The 17,047-nt window shown below is 65.2% G+C and carries 18 protein-coding genes; 14 read left to right on the top strand and 4 right to left on the bottom strand.

Annotated elements, in window-relative coordinates; all coding sequences use genetic code 11:
* Positions 1 to 24: 24 nt before the first annotated feature.
* Genes glmM through FGL95_RS14450 form a run of 4 tightly spaced genes read left to right on the top strand, consistent with a single transcriptional unit; the run spans position 25 to position 2,847 of the window.
* A complete protein-coding gene (gene glmM / locus FGL95_RS14465; RefSeq protein ID WP_169587877.1) occupies positions 25 to 1,365 on the top strand; it encodes a phosphoglucosamine mutase in 1,341 nt (446 codons plus the stop codon).
* A 47-nt stretch (positions 1,366 to 1,412) separates the two neighbouring features.
* Entirely contained in the window at positions 1,413 to 1,709 is a 297-nt protein-coding gene (locus FGL95_RS14460; protein ID WP_169587875.1) for a hypothetical protein, read from the top strand.
* Positions 1,706 to 2,626, top strand: a complete 921-nt coding sequence (locus tag FGL95_RS14455; protein ID WP_169587873.1) for a hypothetical protein — start codon at positions 1,706 to 1,708, stop codon at positions 2,624 to 2,626. The genes FGL95_RS14460 and FGL95_RS14455 overlap by 4 nt, the downstream gene beginning before the upstream one ends.
* Positions 2,623 to 2,847, top strand: a complete 225-nt coding sequence (locus tag FGL95_RS14450; protein ID WP_169587871.1) for a hypothetical protein — start codon at positions 2,623 to 2,625, stop codon at positions 2,845 to 2,847. Before FGL95_RS14455 ends, FGL95_RS14450 begins: the two co-directional genes overlap by 4 nt.
* On the opposite strand, the gene FGL95_RS14445 is transcribed toward FGL95_RS14450, so the two are convergent.
* The gene (locus tag FGL95_RS14445; RefSeq protein WP_169587869.1) at positions 2,820 to 3,680 is read right to left on the bottom strand and encodes a dienelactone hydrolase family protein; all 861 of its coding nucleotides are present in this window, start codon (positions 3,678 to 3,680) and stop codon (positions 2,820 to 2,822) included. The genes FGL95_RS14450 and FGL95_RS14445 overlap by 28 nt on opposite strands.
* A gap of 119 nt (positions 3,681 to 3,799) precedes the next feature.
* Here FGL95_RS14445 and glmS point away from each other — a divergent pair, with 119 nt between their 5' ends.
* A complete protein-coding gene (glmS, locus tag FGL95_RS14440; protein ID WP_169587867.1) occupies positions 3,800 to 5,668 on the top strand; it encodes a glutamine--fructose-6-phosphate transaminase (isomerizing) in 1,869 nt (622 codons plus the stop codon).
* A 45-nt stretch (positions 5,669 to 5,713) separates the two neighbouring features.
* On the opposite strand, the gene FGL95_RS14435 is transcribed toward glmS, so the two are convergent.
* Positions 5,714 to 6,412: a cupredoxin domain-containing protein gene (locus FGL95_RS14435; protein ID WP_169587865.1), complete on the bottom strand. Its 699-nt coding sequence runs from the start codon at positions 6,410 to 6,412 to the stop codon at positions 5,714 to 5,716.
* A gap of 66 nt (positions 6,413 to 6,478) precedes the next feature.
* Positions 6,479 to 6,871: a cupredoxin domain-containing protein gene (locus FGL95_RS14430; RefSeq protein ID WP_169587863.1), complete on the bottom strand. Its 393-nt coding sequence runs from the start codon at positions 6,869 to 6,871 to the stop codon at positions 6,479 to 6,481.
* Positions 6,872 to 6,897: 26 nt separating this feature from the next.
* Between FGL95_RS14430 and FGL95_RS14425 the strand changes: the two genes are divergently transcribed.
* Genes FGL95_RS14425 through tsaD form a run of 7 tightly spaced genes read left to right on the top strand, consistent with a single transcriptional unit; the run spans position 6,898 to position 13,168 of the window.
* The gene (locus FGL95_RS14425; RefSeq protein ID WP_169587861.1) at positions 6,898 to 8,316 is read left to right on the top strand and encodes an NAD(P)H-hydrate dehydratase; all 1,419 of its coding nucleotides are present in this window, start codon (positions 6,898 to 6,900) and stop codon (positions 8,314 to 8,316) included.
* Positions 8,317 to 8,347: 31 nt separating this feature from the next.
* Entirely contained in the window at positions 8,348 to 9,505 is a 1,158-nt protein-coding gene (alr, locus tag FGL95_RS14420; protein WP_338079859.1) for an alanine racemase, read from the top strand.
* Positions 9,502 to 10,563, top strand: a complete 1,062-nt coding sequence (locus tag FGL95_RS14415; RefSeq protein WP_169587859.1) for an alpha/beta fold hydrolase — start codon at positions 9,502 to 9,504, stop codon at positions 10,561 to 10,563. The genes alr and FGL95_RS14415 overlap by 4 nt, the downstream gene beginning before the upstream one ends.
* Positions 10,556 to 11,008 carry a tRNA (adenosine(37)-N6)-threonylcarbamoyltransferase complex ATPase subunit type 1 TsaE gene (tsaE, locus tag FGL95_RS14410; protein ID WP_169587857.1) on the top strand — a complete coding sequence of 151 codons (453 nt, stop codon included), beginning with the start codon at positions 10,556 to 10,558 and terminating at the stop codon, positions 11,006 to 11,008. Before FGL95_RS14415 ends, tsaE begins: the two co-directional genes overlap by 8 nt.
* Positions 11,005 to 11,652: a tRNA (adenosine(37)-N6)-threonylcarbamoyltransferase complex dimerization subunit type 1 TsaB gene (tsaB, locus tag FGL95_RS14405; RefSeq protein WP_169587856.1), complete on the top strand. Its 648-nt coding sequence runs from the start codon at positions 11,005 to 11,007 to the stop codon at positions 11,650 to 11,652. Before tsaE ends, tsaB begins: the two co-directional genes overlap by 4 nt.
* Positions 11,649 to 12,134, top strand: coding sequence for a ribosomal protein S18-alanine N-acetyltransferase (gene rimI / locus FGL95_RS14400; protein ID WP_169587855.1), 486 nt, complete (start codon positions 11,649 to 11,651; stop codon positions 12,132 to 12,134). Before tsaB ends, rimI begins: the two co-directional genes overlap by 4 nt.
* The gene (tsaD, locus tag FGL95_RS14395) at positions 12,131 to 13,168 is read left to right on the top strand and encodes a tRNA (adenosine(37)-N6)-threonylcarbamoyltransferase complex transferase subunit TsaD (RefSeq protein WP_169587854.1); all 1,038 of its coding nucleotides are present in this window, start codon (positions 12,131 to 12,133) and stop codon (positions 13,166 to 13,168) included. The genes rimI and tsaD overlap by 4 nt, the downstream gene beginning before the upstream one ends.
* 4 nt (positions 13,169 to 13,172) lie before the next feature.
* Here the strand turns inward: tsaD and FGL95_RS14390 are convergent, their stop codons facing one another.
* Positions 13,173 to 14,627: a DUF7159 family protein gene (locus FGL95_RS14390; protein ID WP_169587853.1), complete on the bottom strand. Its 1,455-nt coding sequence runs from the start codon at positions 14,625 to 14,627 to the stop codon at positions 13,173 to 13,175.
* A 360-nt stretch (positions 14,628 to 14,987) separates the two neighbouring features.
* Here FGL95_RS14390 and groES point away from each other — a divergent pair, with 360 nt between their 5' ends.
* Together groES and groL are read left to right on the top strand one after the other, a co-directional pair.
* The gene (gene groES / locus FGL95_RS14385; protein WP_169587852.1) at positions 14,988 to 15,287 is read left to right on the top strand and encodes a co-chaperone GroES; all 300 of its coding nucleotides are present in this window, start codon (positions 14,988 to 14,990) and stop codon (positions 15,285 to 15,287) included.
* Between the two features lie 125 nt (positions 15,288 to 15,412).
* Positions 15,413 to 17,032, top strand: coding sequence for a chaperonin GroEL (groL, locus tag FGL95_RS14380; protein ID WP_169587851.1), 1,620 nt, complete (start codon positions 15,413 to 15,415; stop codon positions 17,030 to 17,032).
* The last annotated feature ends 15 nt before the right edge of the window (positions 17,033 to 17,047 follow it).

Below are 17,047 nucleotides of genomic sequence, written 5' to 3'. Positions count from 1 at the left end.
CACGGTTTGAAGGAGTTCTGCTCTATGGGTCGAATGTTCGGCACCGATGGTGTGCGCGGTCTCGCGAACGAGATGGTCTCCCCAGAACTCGCGCTGCGGATTGCCAGTGCAGCCGCAGACGTGCTCGCGTCCGAGCCCACCATGGGCACTCGTCCTGCCGCGGTCGTCGGCCGAGACCCCCGCGCGAGCGGTGAAATGCTCGAAGCCGCGGTCACAGCAGGTCTGACTGCCGCCGGCGTCGACGTGCTGAACGTTGGTGTGGTGCCGACCCCGGCGGTCGCGTATCTGACCGATGCCTACTCGGCGTGTCTCGGTGTCATGATCTCCGCGTCGCACAATCCCATGCCGGACAACGGAATCAAGATCTTCGCTGCCGGTGGGCACAAGCTGGACGACGACGTCGAGGACCGCATCGAGGCTGCTCTCGAACGTGGCGCCGCGCGCCGACCGACGGGAGCTGGAATCGGCCGTGTCCACATGATCGCCGATGCGGGGGAGAAGTACCTGGACCATCTCGCGGCGACCAACACTGTCCGGTTGGACGGCATCAAGGTTGTCGTCGACTGCGCGCATGGCGCCGCCTCGCTGCTCGGTCCGGCTGCGTACACCGCCGCCGGCGCCGAAGTGATTGCGATCAACGCGTCGCCCGACGGACTGAACATCAACGACGGCTGCGGCTCGACCCATATGGAGGACCTGCAGCGTGCGGTCGTGGCCCATGGAGCCGAGGTCGGTTTCGCGCACGACGGGGACGCGGACCGCTGTCTTGCGGTCGACGCGAGTGGTGCCATCGTCGACGGCGACGCGATCATGGCGGTGCTGGCGATCGCGATGAGTGAGTCCGGCGATCTTGCACAGAACACGCTCGTGACGACGGTCATGAGCAATCTCGGGCTGCATATCGCTATGCGAGAAGCCGGCATCGCGGTGAAGACGACTGCCGTTGGCGATCGCTACGTGCTCGAGGAGCTGCGCAACGGACCGTTTTCCCTCGGCGGCGAGCAGTCCGGTCATGTCGTGCTGCCTGCGGTGTCGAACACGGGCGATGGAATCCTCACGGCGCTGCGGGTGCTCGGTCGGATGGCGCAGACTCGCAAGCCGCTCGCCGAGTTGGCCGGCGTGATGAAGACGCTGCCGCAGGTTCTGGTGAACGTTCGTGTGACGGACAAGGCGGCCGTCGCAACTGCACCGGCAGTGGCCGACGCCGTCGAGGCGGCCGCGGCACTGCTCGGCGACAACGGTCGAGTCTTGTTGCGCCCCAGTGGAACAGAAGAACTCGTACGTGTGATGGTGGAAGCTACCGAACTCGACCAGGCGCAAAAACTTGCCGATGACCTGGCAGAACTGGTTGCCGCTGTCCGGTAGCTCGGCGCTGGGGCGGCTGATATCGTGCCGAATCGGGGGTGGGTCTCGTGGATATCAAGTTCGACGAAGTACGTGAATCAGTCACGTTGCTCGCTGCGTCCGCAGCGACGGTCGGTGACGCGGCAGCTGCGGCGGAGAACTGCGCATTCGGTGCTGACGCCGCGGGGCGCGAGTTCGCGGCTGAGGGGCATGCAATGAGTGCGGGCTATGCGCGGATCGGGGCAGTCATCGGGTCGTGGCAGGCGGCGACTGCTGCTGCCGCGGCTGCGGTCGACGCCACAGCTCTGGCATATCGACGCCAAGACGATGAAATCGCAGCGACGTTCGACGGCCTGCTCACATGAGCTCTGTCGATGAGATTCTCGACGCCGGTGCGCACGGTCTGTCGCACTTCGCGGCGTTTCTGCCCGCATACGGCGAGGTCACGGGCCGGGCAATCGAAGTCGAGCAACTCTTGGCGCGCTACAACGCGCAACGGGGAATGAAGCTCGACGTGTTAGAGGCGGATACCGATGCCATCGCACAGGTCTGCGACGCGCTCGACGCCGAGGCAGACGGGCAGCGCACGCACGTTCGTGCGCTCGAATCAGCGTGGACGGACGACGCGTCGTCTGCGGCTGCCCAGGACCATCTGGCGCGGTTGCTCGATCGGGCAAGCGCGAGTCGGTCGGAACTCCGCGAGGTTCTCGCCACGATGACTGCGGCCGCCGACGGCTTGCGCGACGTCGTCCATGCCAAGTCCGACGTCGTCGGCGGACTCACCGAGGAGCGCGTCGCCGGGAAGACCGCGGACGATATCGCGGTCATCGTCGCCGGTTCGAAGGCCGTAACCGACGGTGTCACGCTGCCATTGTCGGTCTCGCTCGCGACGCATTTCCCGGATCTCACGGTGGACCTCGCCCTTGCCTTGTTGCCGATTGCCCCCGCGCGAGAGCACGTCGCAACGCGCTGCGCGGTGTGGCTACGTGAGGTGTTCGTCCCGCTACTCGACGCGCAGCTGAAGGTGGTCGACGAGTTGTGTAAGGAATCCGACATCGCGACGAAAGCGATGTACAAATCGTTGACGGGTTCGATGAATTCCGTTGACAGCAGCGCATATCCGATGCCGAATTCATCGAAGCCCGCCGAGCCGAGCCGCAGCGAAGCGTTGCTGACAGGACTGTCGGAAACCCCACCGCAGGTCGTCGATGCACCTGTCGGTGGCATTGCGCTCGAGATCGATCCACCGGACGTCGAACTGTCCGAGGCCGGACCCCTGTGAGTTGGAGCCGCGAGATCGAGTCGATCGCCGCGGAGTATCGCCGCCGCGTCGATCGGCTACGCGACGAACTCGACGAGGCGCGAAAGCGAGCCGACCGGCGGTCACGTGAATTAGCCGACGAAGCGTACGCGGACAAGCCTGCCCCGGTCGTCGAACCACCGAAAGAGCCGGAACTCGACGACGAACCGCAGACCTATCGACCCAACAGCTGGCTGATCTGACCGAGCGGCGACCTGCGCCCCGAGTCCTCGTCTTCTTCGGCGAGCGGATCGACAAGCGAAGTCTTGGGAATCTCGACTTCCGGGTCGGCAAAGTCCTTGTACTTCTTGTCCCCGCCTGCGGTGTAGAGCAGGAAACCGGTCAGCAACGCACGCGCTGTCGATTGCGTCTTCTTCTCCGGCTTGCCCGCGCCGAGCGCCGACATGACCCGTCGCCCCTCCAGCAGCCCGTTGCCCGTCGCTTTGTCGATCGTGCGCAGGATCGCAGTACCGCCCCATGCGGCCGCAAGATTCTTCGCATTCGAGTCGATGGCGCCCATGTCGGTGCCGGACAAGATGAGCCCAGGTACGGCGACGTGCTCGGCACTGACCTCGGACGGCGGAGTAGTCGGCGCCGGGAAGAGTGCGGCAACAGCGGCAACCTCCAAGTGCTGAGCTGCTGCGACCACGGCAGCTCCCGCACCGAGACCGTGGCCCGCATATGCCAGCTTTTCCGGGTGGACGCTGATCCCGCCTGCGCCGAGACGCACACCGACGCAGATGTCGAGGGTGGTGCGTAGGTCGGCGGCAAGACCGAGGTGCGACGGGAACAACCCGCGCTCGCTGTTCGGGGCGGCTGCCACGATGCCCCAGGACGCGAGGTGCTGCAGCAAGGATTTGTAGTTGTCCACGTTCGTCATCCAGCCGTGCCCGAATGCCACCGCCGGCAGATTCAGGCCTTCGGCGGGCGAGTAGACCACGCCGGACTGTCCCACGATCGCCAGGTCTCCACGCTGCACTCGATGCGGACCGCGGTTCGCGAGCTCAGCTAAGAGGGATTTCACAGAGGACGCCACAAAGCAAGACGTTATCCGATGTCAGGGCTGGTTCGCGGGCCGACCGGGGTCCTTGCTTGCAAAAGATGGCAGTGGTAGGTGGTCCGAAGGTGCTGGTGACCCCAGTACCCTGGTGAACCATGTGCGGAATCGTTGGGTACGTCGGCCATCGCGAGGCGCGAGGTGTCGTGGTCGAGGCGCTGAGGCGGATGGAATACCGCGGTTACGACTCCGCGGGCATCGCGATACTCGACGGGGCGGGCGGCGTCGCGATCGAACGCAAGTCCGGCAAGCTCGCGAATCTCGAGGCCGAGCTCGACGAAGCGGGCCCTGATGCCTTCCGTGGTCATACCGGAATCGGACACACCCGTTGGGCAACCCACGGCCGCGCGACCGACCGCAATGCCCACCCGCACCGCGATGTGACCGGCAAGATCGCCGTCGTCCACAACGGCATCATCGAGAACTTCGCGCCGCTGCGCGTCGAACTCGAAAAAGAGGGCGTCGCTTTCCTCAGCGATACCGACACCGAGGTGACGGTCCACCTGCTGTCGCGTGCGTACGCCGAAGGCGACACGGCCGGTGACTTCGCAGCGAGCGCGTTGTCGGTGCTGAGACGCCTCGAAGGCGCATTCACGTTGGTCTTCACCCATGCCGATCACCCGGACACCATCGTTGCGGCCAGGCGGTCGACCCCATTGGTGGTCGGCGTCGGCGACGGCGAGATGTTCATCGGGTCCGACGTCGCCGCGTTCGTCGAGCACACCCGCGACGCCGTCGAACTCGGGCAAGACCAAATGGTCGTGATCACCGCCGAGGGTTACACAGTCACCAGTTTCGATGGCACGGACGCCACGGCTTTGGTTCGCCCCTTCCACATCGACTGGGATCTCGCGGCCGCCGAGAAGGGCGGCCACGATTACTTCATGCTCAAGGAGATCGAGGAGCAGCCCGCGGCCGTTCGCGACACCTTGATCGGGCACTTCGCCAAGGGCCGCATCGTGCTCGACGAGCAACGGCTGTCCGATCAGGAGCTTCGCGAGGTCGACAAGGTGTTCGTCGTCGCCTGCGGTAGCGCCTACCACTCGGGTCTGCTCGCCAAGTACGCCATCGAACACTGGACCCGGCTGCCCGTCGAAATCGAACTGGCGTCGGAATTCCGTTACCGCGACCCCGTGCTGGACCGCTCGACGCTCGTGCTCGCGATCTCCCAATCCGGGGAGACCGCAGACACCCTCGAAGCCGTGCGGCACGCGAAAGAACAGAAAGCCCGCGTCCTCGCGGTGTGCAACACCAACGGCGCTCAGATTCCTCGCGAAGCCGATGCCGTTCTCTACACCCGGGCAGGACCGGAGATCGGGGTCGCGTCGACCAAGGCGTTCCTCGCGCAGGTGACGGCGAACTACTTGGTCGGGCTCGCCCTTGCGCAAGCCCGTGGCACCAAATATCCCGACGAGGTAGCGCGTGAGTACCACGACCTCGCCGCGATGCCGGACCTCGTCGCTCGCGTGCTGCAGACGATGGACCCGGTCCGGGCCCTGGCTCGCGAATTGGCCCATTCGTCGACGGTGTTGTTCCTCGGTCGGCACGTTGGCTACCCGGTCGCGCTGGAAGGCGCACTCAAGCTCAAAGAGCTGGCCTACATGCACGCGGAAGGCTTTGCCGCCGGCGAGCTCAAGCACGGGCCGATCGCGCTCATCGAGGACGGCCTGCCCGTCATCGTGGTGATGCCATCGCCCAAGGGTCGCGCGGTCCTGCATTCGAAGCTGCTGAGCAATATCCGCGAGATCCAGGCCCGTGGTGCGCGGACGATCGTGATCGCAGAGGAAGGCGACGACACGGTCAGGCCGTTCGCCGACGATCTCTTCGAGATTCCCGCCGCCTCGACCCTGCTGCAACCGCTCCTCTCGACGGTGCCGTTGCAGGTTTTCGCCGCCGAGGTCGCCCAAGCACGCGGCTTCGACGTCGACAAGCCCCGCAACCTCGCGAAGTCGGTCACCGTCGAATGACTCGTGAGTCTTTTAGGAGTCCAGAGACTCCTAAAAGACTCACGACTACTTTTCGACGATGACCTTGCCGCGCGAGTCGGGGAACAGCGAGTCGATGTATTCGAAGGTGCCCGGGCGGTCGAAGAGCACGGTGTACTTGCCTTCGATCATGACCGGTCCGTTGATGATCTGGCCGATGTCTTTCAAGCCCTGAACTGCGTGCTTCTTGCCGCCGTCATCGAAGATCCAGGTGACGGTCTGCCCGGCCTTGATCGTCACCGACGGCGGTGAGAACGACCCGGCTACGCGGACGACGACGTCGCCGGTTTCCTGCGGGGGCGCGGACGTCGTCGGTCGGGCGGGAAGCAGGCTGACGCGCGCGGGGGTGGCCGAGTCGTCGTTGTTGTTGCGAGCGGTGACCGCCCAGAAGATGACGCCGCCTGCGATTGCTGCGATCGCCACAACCGCGGCGGCGATCACGACCCAGCGATTCTTCTTCGACTCGACCTTGGCGTGCTTTGCCGCCTGCCGCTCCTCGACCGGGTCAGCCTCGAATGCCTCGGTCTCATCGACCTCCGGCTCGACGACCGGTTCGGGTGCTTCGTCCGGTTCGGGCTCGGCGAACAGATCGAGCTCGGGTTCGACTTCGGCAGGCTCTTCGACATCGTCGACGACGGGCGAATCGTCCTCGGCAACAGGCGCTTTCGACTTCTTGCGACCGCCGCCGAGCAACTTGCGAAACCGGCCGCGCGGGGGCTCGTCCAACCGCTTGTCTCCTCATCCACAACTGAAAGCTTCGGCTCGAGGGTATCGCGGGGGCGAACCTACGACCTATTCGACTGTGACCGTGCCGGTCATCTGCGCGTGGAGTGTGCAGGTGTAGTGGTAGACGCCCGGCTTCGTGAACGTGACGCTGTAGTCGCCCTTCTTGATGATCGGGCTCTTGATGATCGCCGCGGCGTCCTGGTCGCCGGTGACGTTGTGCGGTCGGCCGTTGTCGTCGAACCGCCAGGTGACCGTGTCGCCGACTTTGACGGTGATCGCCGAGGGGCTGAACCGCATGTCCTTGACGTCGACAGCGTTCGCGGGTGGAGGGGTCTCCGCCGACGGCGAACTTGCATCGGAGCCCGAATCGCTACCCCCGCACGCGGCCAGCAAGACCAGCAGCAACATGGCAAGCGCGATGTGTCGCAACTTCGAAGCGAATCGTCGGTGGGCGGTCATGGTGCGCAAGCGTAGCCTCGCCAGATATGCGGGGCTACTACTCGGTTGACCAGGTCCGGGCGGCAGAGGCCGACCTCTTCACGCGTGTTCGCGAGGGTGTGCCGATGCAGCGCGCGGCGTACGGACTGGCTCGCGTCGTCGCTGCCGAGCTGCGAACCCGCACGGGTGGCGTGAGCGGGCGGAACGTGACGTTGTTGGTCGGGTCCGGCGACAACGGCGGTGACGCGCTGTTCGCGGGTGCGTTCCTACGACGTCGCGGTGTGGCTGTCCGCGCAGTGTTGCTCGACCAGGCGCGAGCCCACTCGAAAGGGCTTGCCGCGTTGCGTAAGTCGGGAGGACGCGTCGCGACCGATATCGGGACGCCGGACCTCGTGGTCGACGGCATAGTCGGAATCTCCGGGCATGGCCCGCTGCGACCGGCCGCCGCTGACCTCGTCGGAAAGGTCCGCGCGCCAATCATTTCCGTCGACCTGCCGAGTGGAGTGGATCCCGATAGCGGGGCCGTCGACGGACCTGCCGTACGTGCCGACGTGACAGTGACATTCGGTGCCTACAAACGCGTGCACGCTTTGGCGGCGCCGTGGTGTGGCCGAGTCGAATTGGTAGACATCGGATTACGGCTGGTTGATGCGGACCTGCAGGCCATGGAGATCGCCGAAGTCGGCAGCTTGTGGCCAATCCCGCGCTCGACCGATGACAAGTACACGCAAGGCGTAGTGGGTATTCGCGCAGGCAGTGCCCGCTACCCGGGTGCCGCAGTCCTGTGCACCGGCGGTGCGGTTGCCGCGACGTCGGGGATGGTGCGGTACGTCGGTTCGGCTACGGACCAGGTCCTCGCGCATTCGCCGGAAGTGGTAGCGGCGCCCGACTTCGACTCTGTCGGCCGGGTGCAGGCGTGGGTGGTCGGGCCTGGATGTGGGACCGACTACTCCGCGCTCGACATTCTCGAACGCGTGCTCGGCACCGACCTGCCGGTCGTCGTCGATGCGGACGCATTGACCTTGCTCGCCACGCACCCTCATCTCGTCCGCTTCCGGCAAGCACCGACGCTGCTCACTCCCCACGCTGGGGAGTTCGAACGACTCGCCGGAGCAGCACCCGGCCCCGATCGCGTCGGCGCCGTCCGAAAGCTGGCCGAAGCGTGGGGCGTGACGGTGCTGCTGAAAGGCCGCGCGACAGTGATCGCCGCGCCTGGCGCGCCGACCTATGTGAACGAGGCAGGCGGGTCCTGGGCGGCGACCGCTGGATCGGGCGACGTCCTGTCGGGGATCATCGGTGCGTTGCTTGCCGCCGGACTCGAACCTGCGATTGCTGCGGCGATGGCAGCGCGCGTGCACTCGCTCGCGGCAAATTTGGCAGCGGAGGGGTCTGCACCGATCTCGGCATCGCCGCTGTTGTCCCACGTCACGCCTGCTATCCGGCTCGTTCGGACGTACGTCTTGTGAGCCTTCGTTCGGGAAGTGGCACTATTTTCTAGTGCTCTCCAACCAGTCCCTGACCACTCCGCAGGCCGAAGCCGTCATCGATCTCGACGCGATCGGCCACAACGTGCGTGTGCTGCGCCGCTTCGCAGGCGACGCCGCAGTGATGGCAGTGGTGAAGGCAGACGCGTACAACCACGGGGCAGTGGAGGTGTCACGAGCCGCGCTGGCAGCCGGGGCGCGTGAACTCGGTGTCACCACGATCGACGAGGCATTGCAGCTGCGCGCCGCAGGAATCGAAGCCCCGATCCTGACCTGGCTGAACACCTCCGACGCAGACTTCGGGGCCGCCATCGCCGCGGACATCGAAATCGGCGTCGCGTCCGTCAAACATCTGAATGCGATTGCGTCGGCAGCCAAAGCTGTCGGAGAACCCGCCACCGTCACGATCAAGGTGGATACCGGACTCAACCGCAACGGCGCGTCGCCGCTCGAATACCCGCGAGTGCTCGATGAATTGGTCCGGCTGGGCCGGGAAGGAACGGTCCGGCTGCGCGCGATCTTCAGCCACCTCGCGCTGGCCGATCAGCCGCACAACCCCGTCGTGGACAAGCAGCGCGAGCGATTTCTCGACGCGATCGCCGCAGCGAAAGCCCGTGGGTTGGTGCCCGAGCTCGTCCACCTCGCCAACTCTGCGTCGACGGTGACCCGGCCGGATATGCAGTTCGATATGGTGCGCCCGGGAATCGCCGTTTACGGACTGTCTCCGGTTCCCGAACTGGGCGATTTCGATCTGATTCCTGCCATGTCGGCGAAAGCTCGCGTCGCGCTGGTGAAGGAAGTCGCGGCCGGCGAAGGCGTCTCGTACGGCCACGAATGGATCGCCCCCCGCGACACCGTGGTTGCCCTGCTGCCAGTGGGATATGCCGACGGCGTTCCTCGCCTGTTGGGTGGCAAGTTCGACGTGCTGTTGGGCGGCATTCGTCGTCCCGCGATCGGCCGCGTGTGCATGGACCAGTTCGTCGTCGATCTGGGACCGGACGGCGGTGGCGTCGAGGAGGGTGACGAAGCTGAGCTGTTCGGCACCGGCGATCGCGGTGGACCGCGCGCTCAAGACTGGGCCGATACGCTGGGCACAATTCACTACGAAATCGTCACCGGGATGCGCGGCCGGACCGTGCGCAGGCATGTCGGCGGGGAGGAGACCACATGAAGCGCCAACGCGCTGGGGTGGTCGGCGGCGCGGTCAGCGCGGTAGCCCTCGCCGGGCTGGCAGGAGCGCACGCGGTCCGCAAGGTTGCCAAGCGTAAGCATGGTGACCCGTTCGCCGACGAGAATTTCGGTGTGATCGATTCCGATCGCGCACGCACCGTCATCGCAGACGACGGGGTGGAAATCGCCGTGCGCGAATGTGGGTCGCCCGATGCCGCGATCACGATGGTGTTCAGCCACGGTTTCAGCAATCGGATGACGTCGTTTCATCTGCAACGCAAACTGCTCGCGGACCGCTGGGACGATGTCAGGATGGTGTTCTACGACCTGCGCGGCCATGGGCTGTCCGGTGAACCGCCTGACGAGCACTCCTCGATCGAGCAACTCGGCCGAGACCTCAATTCCGTCATCGCCGCGGTCGCGCCCACCGGACCTGTTGTCCTGGTTGGGCATTCGATGGGTGGTATGACGGTCCTCGCTACGGCGCGCCAGTTTCCGGAACTGTTTGCGAGTCGAGTTGTCGGCATCGGGCTGCTGTCGACCACCGCGGCGGGGATCGCACGCAATGGACTCGGCCGAAATCTGCACAACCCTGCTCTCGACGGTTTTCGGCTCGTGGTTCGCGCATCGCCGGGACTCGTCCAGTTGGGGCGCGTCACCGCTCGGACTGTCATCTGGCCGATCCTGCACGCGGCATCGTTTCGGACCGATGTGAGTCCGAGTCTCGCCAAATTCACCTACGAGATGATCGACGACACCTCCGTCGTCACGATCGTAAAGTTCTTGAAGGCTTTGGAATTGCACGACGAGACCGCGACGTTGCCTGTGCTCGAAGACATTCCGGCCCTCGTCCTCTCAGGCGACGCCGACATGGTCATCCCGTTCGCCGGTGCAGTGAAGATTGCGGAAGCGCTTCCCAACAGCGAGCTCGTTCGGGTCGAGGGTGCCGGCCATATGGTCCACCTGGAATTCCCCGACGTCGTCAACGACGCATTGGACCGATTGCTCGACCGCGCGAGGGTGTACCAGAGCACGCCGAAGCGGGTCCGCGTTGGCTGAGCGAGAACTGCCGACGACGGCCGACACCGAAGCCTTCGGTGCTGCGCTCGCGGCAGAGCTCAAGGCAGGCGATCTCGTCGTCCTCGACGGACCGCTCGGCGCCGGAAAGACGGCGCTGACGAGGGGGATTGCGGCTGGTCTCGGTGTCCGCGGCCGCGTGACGTCACCGACGTTCATCATCGCGCGCAGCCATCCCGCAGGCGAGCGAGTGGACGGACCTCCGGTGCCGATGGTGCACGTCGATGCCTACCGCCTCGGCGCGGGCCCACATCCGCTAGACGAGCTAGACGCGCTGGACCTCGATACCGATCTCGAACACGCGGTCGTCGTTGTCGAGTGGGGCGAGGGTCTGGTCGAACACCTTGCCGATCGGCACTTGCTGGTCCGCTTGCGACGTGAGCCGGAGTCCGATGTCCGGACCGTGCAGTGGGAGTGGCGGTCGTGATTCTGCTGGCAATCGATACCGCGACACCAGTGGTCACGACGGGCGTCGTCGAGCTCGCCGCGGACGGAACGGTCCGTGCGCTGGCCAGTCGCGCGACAACGAATCCGCGTGGTCACGCCGAGATTCTGACTCCGCTGATTCTGGAGAGTTTGGCCGAAGCAGGTTTGCGCCCAGCTGATCTCGAGGCAGTGGTGGTGGGAGCTGGTCCCGGACCATTCACCGGCTTGCGCGTCGGAATGGCCACTGCAGCCGCGTTCGCCGATGCGCTCGGCATCGCTGTGCACGGAACGTGCAGTCTGGATGCGATTGCGTTCGATGTTACGGCCGACCGAGAGTTGTTGGTGGTCACCGATGCTCGCCGCCGCGAGGTGTATTGGGCGCGCTACAGCGGCAGGCGTCGTATCGACGGTCCGCACGTCTGCAAGCCTGCCGATCTCGACGTCGCAGGCGCTGAGCTCATCGCCGGTTCGCCGGCTCATGCCGCGGGATTCGACCTACCGGTCGCGTCGATCGAGAGCCCGTCTCCGGTGGGCTTGGTGGGTTCGGTAGCCGCCGCACTGCAATCCGGTGCCGAGCCCGAACCTCTTGTCCCGCTTTATCTTCGGCGCCCTGATGCCGTCGAACGGCCGGCGGCGGCGCGATGATCACTATCGAAGCATTGACCGAGGCGGATGCACCGCGCTGTGCCGCGCTGGAGCGAGTGCTGTTTCCAGGCGATGATCCGTGGAGTGAAGCCGCATTCCGCAGCGAGCTTGCAGCAGGTCACAACCGTTATTTCGCCGCACGGTCAGGCGATCTGCTCGTCGGTTATGGCGGAGTTGCCATGCTGGGCAACAGAATTGCGCCTGAGTCGGAGATTCACACGATCGGTGTGGATCCGGAATATCAAGGCAAAGGCATCGGTGCGCGGTTGTTGGGAGTGCTCCTGGACGTGGCCGAGATGCATGGCGGTCCAGTGTTTCTCGAGGTACGGACCGACAACGAACCCGCAATCACGTTGTACCGCAAGGCGGGGTTCACCATCGTAGGTACTCGGCCGCGCTACTACCAGCCGAGCGGTGCCGACGCCTACACGATGCGCCGCACAGCGCGTTTCGCCGCGAGTGGGGAAGTGGCCGGCTCATGATCGTCATGGGAATCGAAAGTTCGTGTGACGAGACAGGTGTCGGCATCGTGCGGTGGCGCCCGGACGGCACGTGCGAACTGCTGGCCGATGCGGTCGCGTCGAGCGTCGACGAGCATGCGCGATTCGGTGGCGTCGTCCCGGAGATCGCATCGCGTGCGCACCTGGAAGCGATCGTGCCGACCATGCGGGAGGCGTTGGCCCAAGCCGGAATCCGCACTCCGGACGCGTTGGCGGTCACGATCGGACCTGGGCTTGCCGGAGCGCTCCTGGTCGGCGTCGCTGCGGCGAAGGCCTATGCCGCCGCGTGGGACGTGCCGTTCTATGCGGTGAATCATCTCGGCGGCCACGTTGCAGTCGACACTCTCGAACACGGACCGATGCCTGCGTGCGTCGCGCTTCTCGTCTCGGGCGGGCACACGCACCTGCTGCACGTGACCGACTTGAGCGAACCGATCGTGGAACTGGGAAGCACGGTCGACGACGCGGCGGGTGAAGCCTTCGACAAAGTCGCGCGGCTTCTGGGCCTCGGCTTCCCTGGCGGTCCGGCGCTGGATTCGGCGGCGCAGTTTGGTGATCGGTCTGCAATCGCGTTCCCACGCGGAATGACCGGACCGCGCGACAGCCGCCACGACTTCTCGTTCTCCGGCCTCAAGACCGCGGTGGCGCGCTACGTCGAAAGCAAGGAACGCGCTGGAGAACCGTTGTCGATCCCAGATATTGCGGCGAGCTTCCAGGAAGCGGTCGCCGACGTCTTGACGATGAAGGCGGTTCGTGCGGCAACGGACCTCGGGGTCGAAACTCTCGTGCTCGGCGGCGGTGCCACGGCAAACTCTCGCATTCGAGCGCTCGCGGAGGAGCGTTGCGCTGCCGCAGGTTTGACACTGCGGGTGCCGAAACCTCGGTTGTGTACGGACAACGGGGTGATGATCGCGGCGCTCGGTGCCCATCTGGTGGCCGGTGGTGCTGCACCGTCGGAGTTGTCGGCTGCAACCGACCCGGGGCTGTCGGTCGCGATCAGCCAGGTGTTCGCGTAGCTCCTCAGTGTGGCAGCAGTCCGAACGGTGTAGGGGCAAATGGTGGCTCGGGTGATTCCGGCGCCGAGGATTCCGTCGTCGCGTTGGTCTCGGTGACGCTGTCGGTCGGTCCGAGCTGCGGTGGGCGCGGCAACCACTTCTCGATCTCCGGCCACGGGATGAGTGGCAGGTCGGGAGCCGGGCGCAGTGTCGGACCCGGTTTCTTGGGAGTGGTCGTCGTCGACGGCGGCGGGGGCGTGGTTGTGATCGGCGGGCGCACGATCGTCGTCGTCACAACCGGCGGGTCGACGCGACGGGCCGTTGTCGTTGGGACCTGCGCCGATTCGTAGGTCGGGAACGAAGGCCCCGTCTCGGTCTCGATAGGTGGCGCAGGCTCGGACGTGACAGCAACCTGCGAGTCTGTCGTCTGTAGCCCGCTGGTAACTGCAGGCGAAACGCCGCTCGTGTCGTCAGGCGACGGCGTCAACGCTTGGACGCCGTATCCGATGATCAACCCGACCACGACGAAGGCGCCGATGAGGGCGCCCGCGACCTTGCTGAACGTCCCCGCTGCGGCGTCGGCACCCACACTGACGACGGGGAAGCTCAATGGGCCGGCGGAATCGGCCAGCAGTGCTGCACCTTTCGCAATCACAGCCTCGGGTTCGTCGACGCCGAGTATCGGGATCTCGAGCGCGTCGGCGAGTCGGGTGCGCACCGCGGGAATGTTCGCCCCGCCACCGATGACCGCCACGATTTCGGGTCGCCGCTCGGCGTCGTCGAAAACCGACTTCGCGAACTCGGCAGCGTCGTCGAGCTGGTCACCGATGATGGCTTCGAAATCGACTCTGGTCAGTTGCAGAGGACGCCCTGCCACGTGGTCGACGGTGACAGCGTCGTTGGTCGACAGATGTTCTTTCGCGACGCGGGCGCGCGACGTCAGCAAAGAGTTGCCTGGTCGTTCGCCACGTTCGCGGGCGTAGTGCTCGGCAAGCAGATGCCCGGCGACGAGGGCGTCGATCGTGGAGCCGCTGACCGCCGTGGTTCGACGGGAGTCGAGCACGGTTCCGTCGACCTGGTCCAGCACGTTGATGGTGAGTCCCGAGGCGCCGAGGTCGAACGTGGCGATGGTGGCGTTCTGCGCGACCTCGCCGGTGCTGCGCAGGTAGGCGATCGCTGCGGCCGCTTCCGGGACGAGATGGAGATCGCGACGGCGTGAGCCGACGGCGGAGCGAATCGCCTGGGTCTGTTCCTTCGTGCGATAGGCGACAGCGATTCCCGCGGGATGAATGGTCTCGGTGTGCACGTGCGTCGTCATGAGATCGATCGACGAGGCAACGAGGTCGCCCAGATCGGTATTAGCCTCGTCGTCGGCGGTCATGACGCGGTACTCGAAGGCCTGGTTGCCGTTCGGAGTTGTGGTCAGAAGGGCGGAGCAAACGACCTCGGTACCAGCTGAAATGCCCAGTGCTGATCGCATCGCTCACCTCCCGCCGCAGGTGTTCGGTTCGTCCGGCGCAAACGCGCCGCTAACTGTTCCTTCAAGACCCTACAGTCTTGTCCGTTATCTGAACGTTACAGAAATGAAGATCACATGGGAAATCGAGCCGTGTGGTTTCGCCACGTTTTCCCCGACTCTGGAAGCCCTAAACCTGCTCGAGCAGACGGCACCCTTGAGCGCTGGCACTCTCGTGTATAGAGTGCTAGTCGACGCTGAGTTTGGTCCCGGCACCCGCGACGACGGGGTCACGCGAAGGGTCAACATCTACGCAAAGCAAAGCAATCGAAAGTCCGAGGATCAGCTTCGGACGATGCAACCCCTGAAAGTGGAGGGCTCAACGTGGCGAGCGTGAACATCAAGCCGCTCGAGGACAAGATCCTCGTCCAAGCCAACGAGGCCGAGACGACGACCGCCTCCGGCCTGGTCATCCCCGACACGGCGAAAGAGAAGCCGCAAGAGGGCACCGTCATTGCCGTTGGTGAAGGTCGCGTCTCCGAGAAGGGCGACCGGATTCCGGTCGACGTCAAGGAAGGCGACACCGTCATCTACAGCAAGTACGGCGGCACCGAGATCAAGTATGGCGGCCAGGAGTACCTGATTTTGTCGGCACGCGACGTGCTGGCAGTCGTCACCAAGTAAGTCACCTAAGTAAGTCCCAAGCAGGCGTTCGAAAGAAACCAGCTCGCTTCCGCCCCGGCGCCGAATTTCGGAACCGGGGCGGTGTGCGTTCGCGCTGATCGTGAAACAGGAGTAGCGGAACAACAATGGCAAAACTTATTGAGTTCGACGAGAACGCGCGGCGGGCTCTCGAACGCGGCGTCGACAAGCTCGCCGACGCAGTCCGGGTAACGCTCGGACCGCGTGGCCGACATGTGGTGCTCGCCAAGGCATTCGGTGGACCGACCGTCACGAACGACGGTGTCACTATTGCTCGTGACATCGATCTGTCGGACCCGTTCGAGAACCTCGGTGCCCAGCTCGTCAAGAGCGTGGCGACGAAGACGAACGACGTTGCCGGTGACGGAACCACCACCGCGACCGTGCTCGCCCAGGCCCTCGTTCGCGCAGGCTTGCGCAACATCGCCGCCGGTGCCAACCCGATTGCACTCGGTTCGGGAATCGCGAAGGCCGCCGACCGGATCTCCGAAGCCCTGCTCGCAGCGGCGACTCCGGTCGACGGCGAGAAGGCGATCGGTCAGGTCGCGACTGTGTCGTGCCGTGACGAAGAGATCGGCGCCATGGTCGGCAAGGCGCTGACCACCGTCGGCAAGGACGGCGTTGTATCGATCGAGGAGTCCTCGACGATGCTCACCGAGCTCGTCGTCACCGAGGGCGTGCAGTTCGACAAGGGTTACCTGTCGCCGTACTTCGTCACCGACGTCGACGCGCAGAAGGCCATCCTGGAGGACGCGCTCGTCCTGCTGCACCGCGAGAAGATCAGCTCGCTGCCAGATTTCCTGCCGTTGCTGGAGAAGATCGCATCCAGCGGCAAATCGGTCCTCATCATCGCCGAGGACATCGAAGGTGAGGCGTTGTCGACCCTGGTCGTCAACTCGATCCGCAAGACCATCAAGGCCGTCGCAGTGAAGGCGCCGTTCTTCGGCGACCGTCGCAAGGCGTTCCTCGAGGATCTCGCGGTCGTCACCGGTGGCACTGTCATCACCGCCGACATCGGTGTCTCGCTGCGCGAGGCAGGTCTGGACCTGCTCGGTTCGGCACGTCGCGTCGTCGTCACCAAGGACGACACGACCATCGTCGACGGCGGCGGCGGTTCCGCCGAGGTCGCCGCACGAGTCGGTCAGCTGCGTGCCGAGATCGAGCGCACCGACTCCGATTGGGACAAGGAGAAGCTCGAGGAGCGGCTTGCAAAGCTGGCAGGCGGCGTTGCCGTCATCAAGGTCGGCGCAGCAACCGAGACGGCGCTGAAGGAACGCAAGTTCCGCGTCGAAGACGCAGTGAATGCAGCCAAGGCGGCTGTCGAGGAAGGCATTGTCCCCGGCGGCGGCTCTGCAATCGTGCACGCAGGACTCGAACTGGATGCGCTGGCTGCGTCGCTGTCCGGCGACGAAGCGCTCGGCGTGGCCGTGGTTCGGGCGGCCCTCTCGGCACCGCTGTTCTGGATCGCCACGAATGCGGGCGTCGAGGGCTCGGTCGTCGTCAACAAGGTCGCCGAGGGCGGGCCAGGCTTCGGCTTCAACGCCGCGACGCTGACCTACGGCGACCTGCTGGCCGACGGAGTGATCGATCCGGTGAAGGTCACGCGGTCCGCCGTCGTCAACGCTGCGTCGGTGGCCCGGATGATCCTGACCACCGAGTCGGCGATCGTCGAAAAGCCTGCCGATGAGGAAGAAGATGCCGGGCACGGGCATAGCCACGGGCACTGAGCATTGACCGAAGGA

This window comes from Antrihabitans stalactiti (genome assembly GCF_012932915.1).
In the GTDB taxonomy this organism is placed as follows: domain Bacteria; phylum Actinomycetota; class Actinomycetes; order Mycobacteriales; family Mycobacteriaceae; genus Antrihabitans; species Antrihabitans stalactiti.
The sequence above is the reverse complement of the archived record's forward strand: the minus strand, read 5'-3'. Positions and strand labels throughout refer to the sequence as shown.